This is a genomic window from Streptomyces sp. NPDC047079, from assembly GCF_040643755.1.
In the GTDB taxonomy this organism is placed as follows: domain Bacteria; phylum Actinomycetota; class Actinomycetes; order Streptomycetales; family Streptomycetaceae; genus Streptomyces.
The window spans coordinates 64438-76901 of the sequence record NZ_JBEYUZ010000013.1 but is presented as its reverse complement, the minus strand read 5'-3'; the positions used below and the strand labels follow the sequence as shown (position 1 = coordinate 76901).

The following is a 12464-nucleotide window of genomic DNA, read 5'->3' as shown; positions in this document are numbered from 1 at the left end:
TCAGGCATCCCTGCGCTGGATGCTCCACGCTCCCGCGAACAGGGCCGCCCCCGTCCACACCGCGGCGACCGCGAGCCCGGTCCAGGGGCCGAGGGAGCCCTCCCATGTGCTGTGCAGGGCCACTTGACCGGCCCGGTCGGGCAGGTAGTCGGCGACGCCCGCGGACAGGTCGCCGATGACGAAGGACACGATCAGCAGGAACGGGATCAGGATGGAGAGGGTCGCGACGCCGCTGCGCAGCACGGCCGCCAGTCCGGTGGCGAACAGCGCCATCAGTGTGAGATGGAGGCCGCAGCCCACGGCACCGCGCAGTCCCTCGGTCCAACTCGGCCCCAAGGCGCCGAGGACGGCCTTGCCCACCAGCAGCGTGACCACTCCGGTGAGCAGGCCGACGGCGAGCACGGGCAGTGCGATCGCGGTGGCCTTCGCGGCGAACCAGCGCCGCCGGTCGGGCACGGCGGCCAGCGTCAGCCGCAGCGCGCCGCCCCGGAACTCCGAGGACAGGGCCGTCGTACCGAAGGCGATCGCGGCGATCTGCCCGAAGCCGACGCCGAGGAACACGGAGAACAGCGGGTCCGGGTCGTCGGTGCCCGCGTCGGCGGAGGCGAGCGCGGAGAACGCGGCGGTGGCGACAAGGATCCCGGCCAGGCTGCCGACGAGCGAGCGCAGCGTCCGGATCTTGATCCACTCGGCGAGCAGAACGGGGGCGAGCGGCATGGTCAGGCCTCCTGGGGCTGGGTGGTGAACTCGGCCTCGGCCGCGGTCAGATCGAAGTAGGCCTGCTCCAAGGTGGCTTCTTGGGGGGCCAGTTCCAGTACGGGCACGCCCGCCTCGGACATGAGGCGGCCGAGGTCGTCGACGCGCGCGTGCCGCACGGTCCACGTCCCGTCCTCGCCCCTGGAGGCGTCGTGGCCGTGCCGGGCGAGCAGGTCGCCGAGGGCAACGGCGTCGGTGGTGCGGATCCTGACCCCGGGCCGGACGCGCGCGTGGATGAACTCCTGGACGGGGGTGTCGGCGAGGAGACGGCCGCGGCCGAGGATCACGAGGTGGTCGGCGAAGGCCGCGGTCTCGTTCATCAGATGGCTGGAGACCAGGACGGTACGGCCCTCGGCGGCCAGTCTGCGCAGCAGGGTGCGGATCCAGGCGATGCCTTCGGGGTCGAGGCCGTTGGCGGGCTCGTCCAGCAGGATCACCTCGGGGTCGCCGAGCAGGGCCGCGGCGATCCCGAGCCGCTGACGCATGCCGAGGGAGTACGTCTTCACCCGGCGCCGGGCCACCGCGGCGAGTCCGGTCTCCTCCAGTACGGCCTCGACCCGCCGGACCGGGATACGGTTGCTCGCCGCCAGGACGCGCAGATGGGCGTGCGCGGTGCGGGAGCCGTGCGCGGCCCGCGCATCGAGCAGGGCGCCCACCCGGCGCAGGGGGTCGCGCAGTCCGGCGTAGGCACGGCCGCCGATCGTGGCGGTGCCGGAGGTCGGCCGGTCGAGGCCGAGCAGGAGCCGCATGGTGGTGGACTTTCCGGCGCCGTTGGGACCGAGGAAGCCCGTGACGCGGCCGGGGCGGACGCTGAAGGTGAGCTGGTCCACGGCCCGTCGGCTGCCGTACTCCTTGGTGAGGCCTCGTACGTCGATGCTGGTCATGGCACCAGCCTGGCCGGGCGGACGGATCGGATCCTCCCCCGCCGGTGGAGATCGTCTCCCCCGTGCGGGGGAGGCCGTTGTCGGTGCCCCCCTGCGACCATGTGCCCATGGTCCGCTTCCTGCGTCCGCTGCTGCGCGGGACGACGTACACCCGCCTGCTGCATCTCTGGGTGCCCATGCTGATCGAAAGCGTGTGGCTGTTCATCGACATGTCGAGACCCTGGGTGCCCGCGCTCGTCCTCGTCCCGATCGGCCTCGTGCCCGCCGTGCGCACGGGCGAGGGCGTGCAGGCCCGGCTGCTGCTGACACCCGGCGAGGAGGAGCCGGGCATCTCCGTGACCCCGTCGGCGGGTTGGCGGGACCGGATGCGCACGGTGCTGTGGCTGGAGCTGCGGATGGCTCTCGGCTGGGTGGCCTCGTTCGCCACGGTGTGGCTGCCGGCCCTCACCTACGAGCTGGCGAGGTGCGGTTGGGGAGGGGCGCCTTCCGGCCTTCCGCTGGTGGATCGGCTGCCGCCGAACCGGGCCCTCGCCCTGCTGGCTCCGCTCCCGCTGCTCGCCCTCTACGGGGCCGTCCTCGCTCTGGGCGTGCTGGTCACGGCATGCGCGCGCCGGCTCCTCGGACCGTCCGCCGCCGAGCGGCTGGCCGCCTTGGAGGAGCGCACCGAGCAGCTGCTCGAACGCACCAGGATCGCACGGGAGTTGCACGACTCGATCGGGCACGCCCTGACGGTGGCGGTGGTGCAGGCGGGCGCGGCGCGGGCGGCGGGCGATCCGGCGTTCACCGACCGGGCGCTCGGGGCCATCGAGGAAACCGGCCGGGCCGCCCTCGCCGACCTGGAGCGGGTCCTCGGGGTGCTGCGCGAGTCGGAGCGGCCCGCGAGCGCCCGGCCCACGCTGGCCGACGCCGGCCGCCTCCTGGAGTCGGCGCGCGCCTCCGGCGCCAAGATCGACGCGGAGGTGACAGGGCCCGTGGCGGCGCTGCCGGGGCCGGTCTCCCGTGAGGGGTACCGCATCCTTCAGGAGGCGCTCACGAATGTCCTGCGGCACGCGGGTTCCGTCCCGGTGCGGGTCCGGGTGTCCGTCACGGACGGCACGCTCGCCCTGGAGGTCCGCAATCCGCTCCCGGCCGCGATACCCGGGCCCGGGCGGGGCAGCGGGCTGCGCGGTATTCGGGAGCGCGCCGCTTTGCTGGGGGGCAGCGCCCGTACCGGTCCGGACGAGGGCGACTGGCAGGTGCGTGCGGAGCTGCCGCTCGGTTGATCTGGTGCTGTGGCCGGTGAACCCGTCCGGTCGCAGCACTAGGCTGACCGGATGCCGGTCACCGTTCTGCTCGTGGACGACGAGCCCCTGGTCCGCACGGGTCTGCGCGCCGTGCTGGAGACGCAGCCCGACATCGAGGTGGTGGGCGAGGCGGCGGACGGCGCGGCGGTCATCCCCCTGGTGCGCCGACTGCGGCCGGACGTGGTCGCGATGGACGTCCGTATGCCGCTGATGGACGGCATAGAGGCCACACGCGCGGTGCTGCGTACCGTCGACGCCCCACCCAAGATCATCGTGGTGACGACGTTCGAGAACGACGAGTACGTCTACCAGGCGCTGCGCGCGGGCGCGGACGGCTTTCTGCTGAAGCGGGCACGTCCGGCGGAGATCGTGCACGCGGTGCGGCTGGTCGCCGAGGGTGAGTCGCTGCTGTTCCCGGCGTCAGTACGGGAGTTGGCCGCCGCGTACGGGGACGGCGGGGCCAACCGGGCGGCCCGGGCGGCGATGGAGCGGGCCGCGCTGACCGAGCGCGAGGCCGAGGTGCTGCGGCTGATGGCGCGCGGCCTGTCGAACGCCGAGATCTCCGGACAGCTGATCGTCGGTACCGAGACGGTGAAGTCCCACGTCAGCGCCGTGCTGGCCAAGCTGGGAGCCCGGGACCGCACCCAGGCGGTGATCGCGGCGTACGAGTCGGGGTTCGTCACGCCGGGCTGATCCGTCTGGATGCCGCCCGGCCCTCGCGGGCGTGCGCGGTGCCGAGTACCATCCGGCCAACACGCGCACGAGCTGGGAGGACGGACGTTGGGGCGGCTGACCGGCGGGGATCCCTCTCTGCTCAGAAGGATCAACTCCGCGGTGGTGCTGCACGCGCTGCGTGCCACGGACTGCGCGACTCTCACCGAGGTCACCAAGGTGACCGGGCTGTCCCGGCCGACCGTCGAGGGAGTGGTCGAGGGGCTGATCGAGGCCGGGCTCGTGGTGGAGCAGGCCGCCGAGGAGGGGGCGGCCCGTCGGCAGGGGCGGCCCGCACGGAGGTACCGGTTCCGGGCGGAGGCGGGCCATCTGCTCGGCCTGGATGTCGGCGCCCACCGGGTGACCGCCCTTCTCACCGACCTCGACGGCCGGGAGCTGGGCTCGCTGTCCAAGGAGATCTCCGAGGCGGCATCGGCCGACGAACGTCTGGACCGGCTGCGGGGCACGGTCGCCGAGCTGCTGCGCCGTGCGGGCGTGGCTCGCGGTTCGCTGCGCGCGGTGGGCGTGGGCAGCCCCGGCATCGTGGAGGCGGACGGCACCGTGCGCCTGGGCACGGCCCTGCCGGAGTGGACCGGTCTGAACCTGGGCGAACGGCTCAGCCGCTCCTTCAAGTGCCCGGTTCTCGTGGAGAACGACGCCAACGCGGCGGCCGTGGCCGAGCACTGGAAGGGCGCCGCCGCGGAGTCCGACGACATTGTCTTCGTACTGGCGGGGCTGAGTCCCGGCGCCGGCTCGCTGATCGGCGGCAGGCTGCACCGCGGCTACGGCGGGGCGGCGGGGGAGATCGGCGCACTGCACCTGCTGGGCCGCGAGGCGGCTCCCGAGAAGCTGTTGTCGACCACGGACGAACCACTTCAGCCGCTGGACGAGCAGCAGGTCGCCGACGTCTTCGCCCTCGCCCGCGGGGGCGACCAGAGGGCCCGCGCCGCCGTGGACCGCTTCATCCAGCGGCTGGTGCACGACGTGGCCGCCCTCGTCCTGGCCCTCGACCCCGAACTGGTCGTCATAGGCGGCTGGGCGGCGGGCCTGGACGGTGTACTGGATCCGCTGCGCCAGGAACTGGCCCGCTACTGCCTGCGCCCGCCGAAGGTGACCCTGTCCCGGCTCGGCGAGGCCGCGGTGGCGACGGGGGCGCTGCGGCTGGCGCTTGACCATGTGGAGGAGCAGTTGTTCGCGGTGGAGGGCACGGTCACGGCGCGGCGCTGAAGCGGACCGCGTGCGCAGCATGGGTCCGTCCGCGTACGGGCGCCTGGGGTCGCGCCAAAGCCTCGCGCCCCGGATGTCCCGGGACGCGACGGATGCGGCTCTCTCGGTGGCCGGGTGAACCTCTCCGCACCGGGAACCCGCCTGGCGAACCCGCGGCCCGCGGAACCCGGCCGGTGAACCCGGCCGGTGAACCCGCAAGCCCGCCGAACCCAGGGCGGAGTGGCCCCGGGCACGGGCTGCCCCGGGCCTGCCCCCGGGCGGTCAGGAGGCGCGGCGCTCCGGGTCGTGGTGGATCTCGACGCGGCCCGAGGCGCCGAAGGTCAGCCGACAGGTGTCGGCGCGGTACGTGGCGACGGAGACGGCCGCCGTCCGGCCCTCGGCGTGGTAGCGGGTGGTGACGACGAGGACGGGCGCGCCGGGCAGCCGGTCGAGCTCCTTGGCGTCCTCGGCGCTGGCCGAGCCCAGCTCGACGGCCTGGTCCTGGTCCTCAAGCTCGCGTCGCTGGAGTTCCCGCAGGACGGCACGGGCGCGTGCCGCACCGGAGGGCGCGTCGATCGCGGAGAGGTCGGGCACCGAGGAGCCCGGGATGTAGAGCAGTTCGGCGGCGACGGGCTGGCCGTGCGTCACCCGGGAGCGCCGCACCGTGTGGGCCTCCTCGTCCCGGGCGGTTCCCAGGAGGTCGGCCACGGCGGCGGGCGGGACCGCGGTCGTGCAGTCGACGGGCCGCCAGGCGTCTCCGGCGGCGCCCGGCCACATGTGCCGCTCGGAACCGACGGCGACCCCGACGCGGGGCGGGGCGACGGTCGTTCCGACACCGCGGCGGCGTTGCAGCCGGCCTTCCAGTTCGAGCTGTTCCAGCGCCTGCCGCAGCGTGGCGCGGGCGACGCCGAAGCGGGCTGCCAGGTCGCGTTCGTTGGGCAGGATCTCACCCACCGAGAACTCCGAGTCGAGTGCTTCGGTCAGCACGGTCTTCAGGTGCCAGTACTTAGGTTCCGGCGCCGGTTCCAGCTGCGTGGTCCCCACCCTGTCCTCCGCAATCGCCGTGGTGCGGCGGCGTTTTAGCGCCCTTGTTTATTAAAGGTTGTTGCACTTCTCTGCGACCATAGGGCGGCCCCCACCCTTGGTCAAGACCAATCCTCGATCCCTTACGCAGCGCTCGGGTGCGATGCCCCAGCGCGTTCACACGACGTTCGCGGGGGCGACACGGATGACACGCGGGCGAACCGGGGGCTACCGAGCGGTAGCGGTTGCTGACAAGCTGTCTACGAACATCGTCCGTAGCCCGAATCCAGACGAGGAGCAGCAGCATGGCCGCCACGGTCTCCTTCGGCGTTCCCTCCCCGCACGGCCCGCGGACCGTGACCGTGTCGTACGCGCGCGTGGGCACCGGCGAACCGCTTCTCCTGCTGCACGGCATCGGCCATCACCGGCAGGCCTGGGACCCGGTCGTGGACATCCTGGCCACCGAGCGCGATGTGATCGCCGTCGACCTTCCCGGCTTCGGCGCCTCTCCCGCCCTGCCGGACGGGCTCGGGTACGACCTGCCGAGTGTGGTGCCCGCGCTCGGTGCGCTGTGCGAGGCACTGGAGATCGACCGCCCACATGTGGCGGGCAACTCGCTGGGCGGTCTGCTGGCCCTCGAACTGGGCCGCGAGAAGCTCGTACGATCCGTCACCGCCCTCGCACCGGCCGGTTTCTGGACCCCGGCCGAGCGGCGGTACGCGTTCACGGTGCTCCTCGCAATGCGTCAGGCCGCGCGGAACGTGCCGCTGCCGGTGGTGGAGCGGCTGTCGCGCACGGCGGCCGGGCGCACGGTGCTGACGAGCACCATCTACGCCCGGCCGGGCCGCCGTTCCCCCGAGGCCGTCGTCGCCGAGACGTTGGCGCTGGCCAGGGCCGAGGGGTTCGCCGCGACCCTCCGACAGGGCGCGACCGTGCGGTTCACGCAGGACGTGCCCGGGCTCCCGGTCACCGTGGCCTGGGGTACCAGGGACAGGATCCTGGTGCCTCGTCAGGGAGTCCGCGCGAAGCGGATCATCCCGGCGGCCCGTCTGGTACGGCTGCCCGGCTGCGGACACGTCCCGATGAACGACGACCCGGCGCTGGTGGCCCGCGTGATCCTGGACGGCAGCCGCTGAGGACCCTTGCGGACGGCACCTGTCCTCCCTGGTGCTCGTGGCACGGCGGGCAGTTGTTCACTTGTGGTTTCCGTGCGCGCTGCGGTGCCCCAGTAGTTGTGACAGTGCCCATTGGCCGGAACCGTCCCAGGAGGCACCTTCATGTCGCATCGTCCCTTCCCCGGCCGCCGCAGCGTCCTGCGCGGCTCCCTCGCCGCGTCGGCCGCCCTGACCCTGCCCCCCGCGCTCGGCGCGGCACCGGCCTTCGCCCTGTCGGGGCGTCCGAAGGCGGCATGGGGAGTCCAGGCCGGAGACGTGAGCGCCCATTCCGGTCTCGTCTGGGTGCGTTCCGACCGGCCCGCCCGGATGGTCGTCGAGACCGCCGCGACGGAGTCGTTCCGCAACCCCCGCAGGTGGCAGGGCCCGCTGGTGGGCGCCGGCACGGACTTCACGGGCACCACGCGACTGCACGGGCTGCCGGCGGGTGAGCAGATCCACTACCGGGTGCTGCTGGCCGACCCGGACGACCCGCGGCGCACCGGCGAGCCCGTGACGGGCACCTTCCGCACGACACCGCTCGGACGGCGCCACGGAGTGCGCTTCCTGTGGTCGGGCGACCTGGCGGGCCAGGGCTGGGGCATCAACCCGGACCTCGGCGGTTACCGGATCTACGACGCGATGGCGAAGCTCGACCCGGACTTCTTCCTGTGCAGCGGTGACAACATCTACGCCGACGGGCCGATCCCGGCGACCCAGGCCCTGCCCGACGGCAGCACCTGGCGCAGCATCACCACCGAGGAAAAGTCCAAGGTGGCCCAGACCCTGGCCGAGTACCGCGGCAACTTCCGCTACAACCTGCTGGACGAGAACCTCAGGCGGTTCAACGCCCAGGTTCCGTCGATCATCCAGTGGGACGACCACGAGGTGCGTAACAACTGGTACCCCGGCGAGGTGATCGCCTCCTCCGACACCCGCTACACAGAGAAGAGCGTCGACGTGCTGGCCGCCCGGGCCAGGCGGGCGTTCAGCGAGTACTTCCCGCTCTCCACGCTGCGGCCGGGCGACCGGAACGGCCGGGTGTACCGGGTGATGCGGCACGGTCCGCTGCTGGACGTCTTCGTCCTGGACATGCGCACGTACCGCAACGCCAACTCGCCCGACAGCCAGACCGTCGACGCGCAGGGCATCCTCGGCGCCGAGCAGCTGGAGTGGCTCAAGCGGGAGTTGCAGCGGTCGCGTGCGGTGTGGAAGGTGATCGCCACGGACATGCCGCTCGGCCTGGTCGTGCCGGATCCCATGGAGAACCAGCCCAACTTCGAGGCCGTCGCCCAGGGCGACCCGGGCGCGCCGCTGGGACGGGAGCTGCAGATCGCGGAGCTGCTGCGGTTCATCAAGCACCGCAGGATCACGGGCACGCTGTGGCTGACGGCCGACGTGCACCACACCTCGGCGCAGCACTACCACCCCTCGCGCGCCGCGTTCACCGACTTCGAGCCGTTCTGGGAGTTCGTCTCGGGGCCGCTCAACGCGGGTGCGTTCCCGGCGAGCGCGCTGGACGGCACCTTCGGCCCGGAACGGGTGTTCGTGAAGGCGCCGACCGCCTCGAACGTCTCCCCCGCGGGCGGCTACCAGTTCTTCGGCGAGGTCGAGATCGACGGCGGCAGCGGCGAGCTGACGGTCAGGCTGCGGGAGCAGGACGGGACCGTACTGTTCACCCAGGTACTGCAACCGGGCCGGGTCGGGCAGTAACTCCCCTGGGGCCCGCCACTTGAGGCCCGCGCCCGCCGTCTCGCGTACCCTCGATCACCACGTCGCGCACCGGTGTCATCCCCCGGTGCGCCGCGCGGAGAGGCGCCCGCGTCCACGAGCTTAATCAAAAGAACAACAAAAAGGACAGAAGCACACTTTACCCATCAGACACAAAGCGTTTGTGATCACGCAACACCCTTCGTCCACAGTGGTTGCATGACTCCAGACATGTCTGATGTGAGGCGTGCGAAGCACGGTCGTCCGGTCCACCACTGGCGACGGGACCTGGTGGAGCTCGCTGCCCTGTTCACAGCGGTCGCGGTGGCGGATGTGACCGCCAATCTGGTCGGGCACGGCCCCGACGGCCCCGTCCTGCTGGGGCTGTCGGCCGCGGCACTCGTCGCGACGGCCGCCTTCCACAGCTGGTGGGCACGCCGCCACGGTCACGCTCCGCCCGAGGGTGATACCGGCGCCCGGCCGCTCTCCGAGGGGCAGCAGGCCGGGCCGTCCGAGCGGGACGCGGCCGCCGGGGCGACCGCGCTGTGGCGGATGCGGACCACGGTGCAGGACGAACCGGGCACGCTGGCCGCGCTGTGCACGGCGCTGGCCGGGCTGCGGATCGACATCCTGAGCCTCCAGGCGCATCCGCTGGCCGAGGGCACGGTCGACGAGTTCCTGGTGCGGGCCCCGGCCGAGCAGGAAGCCGGCGGGATCACCCGCGCCGTCTCGCTGGCAGGCGGCTCCGAGACCTGGATCGAGCGGGCCGACGCGCACGACCTCGTGGACGCCCCGACCCGAGTGCTCGGACTGGCCACGCGCACCGCGCTGGACGCGGCCGAACTACCGCTGGCTCTGAGGCAGTTGCTCGGCCGGTGCACCATCCGTTCCCTGCCCGCCGTGTCCCCCTGCTCCGGCCTCCCGGAGGAGGAGGTCCCGGTGGAAGGGGTTCTCGAGGACACGGTGATGCGGCTGCGGGCGCCGGAGGGCGGGGTGATCACGGTGGAGCGGCCGTATCTGCCGTTCACGCCGACGGAGTTCGCGCGGGCCCGCGCGCTGGTCGAGCTGGACACCCGGCTCGGCCCGCGGATCCCGCTCAGCCAGGACGTACTGAGCCTGCCGAAGGGCAGCGCGATCACCGTGCGGCGCGCCGACACCTCGGACGTCGAGGCGGCGAAGGAGATGCACGCGAGGTGCTCGCCGCGCACCCTGGGCATGCGCTACCACGGACCGGTCGGCGACGCCGACCGCTACCTCAACCACCTGCTCAGCCCTCGCCTCGGCCGGACCCTCGCGGTGCAGACGCCGTCGGGGCGCATCGTCGGCCTCGGGCATCTGCTGTGGGACGGCGACGAGACGGAGGTCGCGCTGCTCGTCGAGGACGAGTGGCAGGGGCGCGGCATCGGCGGCGAACTGCTCACACGCCTGGTGGCGATGGCGGTCGAGGCGGGCTGCGAGAACGTCTACGCGGTCACGCAGGCGTCCAACACGGGCATGGTCGCCGCGATGCGCGGCCTCGGGCTGCCCCTCGACTACCAGATCGAGGAGGGCACCCTCGTCATCACGGCCCGCCTGGACGGGACCCCGGCGGCCTCGCGCCTGCCCTACGCCCACACCTACGAGCAGCACGGCGCGAAGGGCGTCCAGGACTGACGAGGCGCACCTCCCCTACGCCCCAAGGCCACGGCCCGGCGCACTCCGCCGGGCCGTTCGGCGTACGGGACGCAGTTCACGGTCTACCGCTCCGCTCGGCGTACGCGACGGAATTCCGCTCCACCGGGCCGCGCGGCCGCGGGGCCCGGCGACTGCCGCCCGGCTACCGCCCCGCGACTTCTTCCCTGCGCCGTTCGCCCCCGGTCCGCTCGCTCCCGAGCGCCCCGTCCAGATCGGTCCACAGGTCCTCGACGTCCTCCAGGCCCACCGACAGCCGCAGCAACCGGTCGCTCACCCCGGCGCCGTGGCGGTCGCTCTCGTCGACGATGCGGTGGCTGATGGACGCCGGGTGCTGGATGAGGGTGTCCACGCTGCCGAGGCTCACCGCGGGGGTGATCAGCCGGACCCCGGCGATCACCGCGTGCGGATCGCCGTGCACCTCGAAGGCGACCATCGCGCCGCCGATACGCGGGTAGTGCACACGGGCGACACGCGGGTCGACGGCGAGCCGGCAGGCGAGTTCGGCGGCGGTGGCGGACGCGGCGCGGACGCGTACCGGCAGCGTCGACAGACCACGCAGCAGCAGATAGCCGGCGAGCGGGTGCAGCACCGCGCCCGTGGCGAAGCGCACCTGACGCAGCCGGCGCGCCAGCTCCTCGTCGCAGGCCACCACGCCACCCATCACATCGCCGTGCCCGCCGAGGTATTTGGTGGCACTGTGCAGCACCAACCGGGCGCCGTGCCCGGCGGGGCGCTGCAGTACGGGCGTCGCGAAGGTGTTGTCCACCAGCAGCGGAACCGAACCGCAGGCGTGGGCGACCGCGCGCAGGTCGACTTCCGCGAGCGTCGGGTTGGCCGGGGACTCGACCATGACCAGACCGGTGTCGGGACGCAGCGCCTCCGCGATACCCGCCGGGTCCGTCCAGGTCACCTCGGAGCCCAGCAGTCCGGCGTTCAGCAGATGGTCGCTGCATCCGTACAGCGGTCGTACGGCCACGACATGACGCAGCCCTAGCGCGTTCCGCGCCAGCAGGACGGCGCTCAGCGCGGCCATCCCGCTGGCGAACGCGACCGCGCTCTCGGTGCCCTCCAGCCGGGCGAGCGCCGTCTCGAAACGGCTGACGGTCGGGTTGCCGAGCCGCGCGTAGACGGGCGGGCCGGTCAGCTCCGCGCCGTCGGCCGCGAAGGCGTCGAGCCGGGCGGCCTCGCCCCGGCTGTCGTGGCAGGGGTAGGTGGTGGAGAGGTCGAGGGGCGGGGCGTGCAGTCCCTGGGCGACGAGATCCTCGCGTCCGGCGTGCACGGCCTCGGTGGCCAGCGCCCGGCGGCCGGGCAGACCGCCCGCGGGGAATCCGTCCTGCGTGTCCTGAGTACGGGCATCCATGGACCGCAGCCTGAACACCGAACGGGGTCACGGAGGCGGAACCCGTGTTACGTTCGGCGCATGGCCGAATCCGTCGTACTTGACCCGGTGGATCTGCATCTTCTGCGCCTGTTGCAGAACGACGCCCGGACGACGTACCGCGACCTGGCGGCGCAGGTCGGGGTGGCGCCCTCGACATGTCTCGACCGGGTGACCCGACTGCGCCGCTCGGGAGTGATTCTCGGCCATCAGCTGCGGCTGGATCCGGCGAAGCTGGGGCGCGGCCTTGAGGCGCTGCTGTCGGTGCAGGTCAGGCCGCACCGACGGGAGCTGGTGGGGCCCTTCGTGGAGCGGATCCGGGCGTTGCCGGAGTCCCGTACCGTCTTCCATCTCACCGGCCCCGACGACTATCTGGTGCACGTCGCGGTGGCGGACATGGCGGACCTGCAGCGCCTGGTCCTCGACGAGTTCACGGCCCGGCGCGAAGTCGCGCGGGTGGAGACCCGGTTGATCTTCCAGCAGTGGGACTGCGGACCACTGCTGCCACCCGGGCAGGTCGCGCCGAAACCCGCTGAGCAGGCCTAAGGGGTCCTTGGCACTATGCCCGCCCGGGTCTTGCGGCCTGGCACCACACCTCGCCGCGTTGCCGCAAAGCCCTGGTAGCTCCGCTACAAGGGCTCTTCGGCGCCTTGCGATGCACGGCACCGGACCACGCGACCTCATCGGG

The 12464-nt window shown here is 72.8% G+C and carries 11 protein-coding genes; 7 read left to right on the top strand and 4 right to left on the bottom strand.

The features are described 5' to 3' along the window. Together ABZ823_RS18750 and ABZ823_RS18745 are read right to left on the bottom strand one after the other, a co-directional pair. Complete coding sequence (locus ABZ823_RS18750; RefSeq protein ID WP_361661036.1) at positions 1–717, bottom strand: ABC transporter permease; 717 nt, start codon at positions 715–717, stop codon at positions 1–3. Positions 718–719: 2 nt separating this feature from the next. After that, a complete protein-coding gene (locus ABZ823_RS18745; protein ID WP_361661033.1) occupies positions 720–1640 on the bottom strand; it encodes an ATP-binding cassette domain-containing protein in 921 nt (306 codons plus the stop codon). A gap of 107 nt (positions 1641–1747) precedes the next feature. On the opposite strand from ABZ823_RS18745, the gene ABZ823_RS18740 reads away from it, so the two are divergent. The 3 genes from ABZ823_RS18740 (at position 1748) to ABZ823_RS18730 (ending at position 4861) form a co-directional block, all read left to right on the top strand. After that, entirely contained in the window at positions 1748–2902 is a 1155-nt protein-coding gene (locus tag ABZ823_RS18740; RefSeq protein ID WP_361661030.1) for a histidine kinase, read from the top strand. A 51-nt stretch (positions 2903–2953) separates the two neighbouring features. Then, entirely contained in the window at positions 2954–3616 is a 663-nt protein-coding gene (locus ABZ823_RS18735) for a response regulator transcription factor (RefSeq protein WP_361661027.1), read from the top strand. Between the two features lie 87 nt (positions 3617–3703). Further along, positions 3704–4861 carry an ROK family transcriptional regulator gene (locus ABZ823_RS18730; RefSeq protein ID WP_361661024.1) on the top strand — a complete coding sequence of 386 codons (1158 nt, stop codon included), beginning with the start codon at positions 3704–3706 and terminating at the stop codon, positions 4859–4861. Between the two features lie 261 nt (positions 4862–5122). Here ABZ823_RS18730 and ABZ823_RS18725 read toward each other — a convergent pair whose 3' ends face one another. Next, positions 5123–5884, bottom strand: coding sequence for a GntR family transcriptional regulator (locus ABZ823_RS18725; protein WP_361661021.1), 762 nt, complete (start codon positions 5882–5884; stop codon positions 5123–5125). 284 nt (positions 5885–6168) lie between these two features. Between ABZ823_RS18725 and ABZ823_RS18720 the strand changes: the two genes are divergently transcribed. From ABZ823_RS18720 to ABZ823_RS18710, 3 genes are all read left to right on the top strand, one after another. Then, positions 6169–6999 carry an alpha/beta fold hydrolase gene (locus ABZ823_RS18720; RefSeq protein ID WP_361661018.1) on the top strand — a complete coding sequence of 277 codons (831 nt, stop codon included), beginning with the start codon at positions 6169–6171 and terminating at the stop codon, positions 6997–6999. Between the two features lie 141 nt (positions 7000–7140). Beyond that, the gene (locus ABZ823_RS18715) at positions 7141–8727 is read left to right on the top strand and encodes an alkaline phosphatase D family protein (RefSeq protein WP_361661016.1); all 1587 of its coding nucleotides are present in this window, start codon (positions 7141–7143) and stop codon (positions 8725–8727) included. Between the two features lie 228 nt (positions 8728–8955). Then, positions 8956–10377, top strand: a complete 1422-nt coding sequence (locus tag ABZ823_RS18710) for a GNAT family N-acetyltransferase (protein WP_361661013.1) — start codon at positions 8956–8958, stop codon at positions 10375–10377. A 163-nt stretch (positions 10378–10540) separates the two neighbouring features. Here ABZ823_RS18710 and ABZ823_RS18705 read toward each other — a convergent pair whose 3' ends face one another. Then, positions 10541–11758 (bottom strand): PLP-dependent transferase, encoded by a 1218-nt coding sequence (locus ABZ823_RS18705; RefSeq protein WP_361661010.1) that lies wholly within the window; start codon positions 11756–11758, stop codon positions 10541–10543. Positions 11759–11818: 60 nt separating this feature from the next. Between ABZ823_RS18705 and ABZ823_RS18700 the strand changes: the two genes are divergently transcribed. After that, entirely contained in the window at positions 11819–12322 is a 504-nt protein-coding gene (locus tag ABZ823_RS18700) for an Lrp/AsnC family transcriptional regulator (protein ID WP_361661007.1), read from the top strand. Positions 12323–12464: the final 142 nt, after the last annotated feature.

Bases quoted from the DNA above. Each gene is read 5' to 3' on its own strand.
- ABZ823_RS18750 (WP_361661036.1), bottom strand. From the start codon at position 717: ATGCCGCTCGCCCCCGTTCTGCTCGCCGAGTGGATCAAGATCCGGACG.
- ABZ823_RS18745 (WP_361661033.1), bottom strand. From the start codon at position 1,640: ATGACCAGCATCGACGTACGAGGCCTCACCAAGGAGTACGGCAGCCGA.
- ABZ823_RS18740 (WP_361661030.1), top strand. From the start codon at position 1,748: ATGGTCCGCTTCCTGCGTCCGCTGCTGCGCGGGACGACGTACACCCGC.
- ABZ823_RS18735 (WP_361661027.1), top strand. From the start codon at position 2,954: ATGCCGGTCACCGTTCTGCTCGTGGACGACGAGCCCCTGGTCCGCACG.
- ABZ823_RS18720 (WP_361661018.1), top strand. From the start codon at position 6,169: ATGGCCGCCACGGTCTCCTTCGGCGTTCCCTCCCCGCACGGCCCGCGG.
- ABZ823_RS18715 (WP_361661016.1), top strand. From the start codon at position 7,141: ATGTCGCATCGTCCCTTCCCCGGCCGCCGCAGCGTCCTGCGCGGCTCC.
- ABZ823_RS18710 (WP_361661013.1), top strand. From the start codon at position 8,956: ATGTCTGATGTGAGGCGTGCGAAGCACGGTCGTCCGGTCCACCACTGG.
- ABZ823_RS18705 (WP_361661010.1), bottom strand. From the start codon at position 11,758: ATGGATGCCCGTACTCAGGACACGCAGGACGGATTCCCCGCGGGCGGT.
- ABZ823_RS18700 (WP_361661007.1), top strand. From the start codon at position 11,819: ATGGCCGAATCCGTCGTACTTGACCCGGTGGATCTGCATCTTCTGCGC.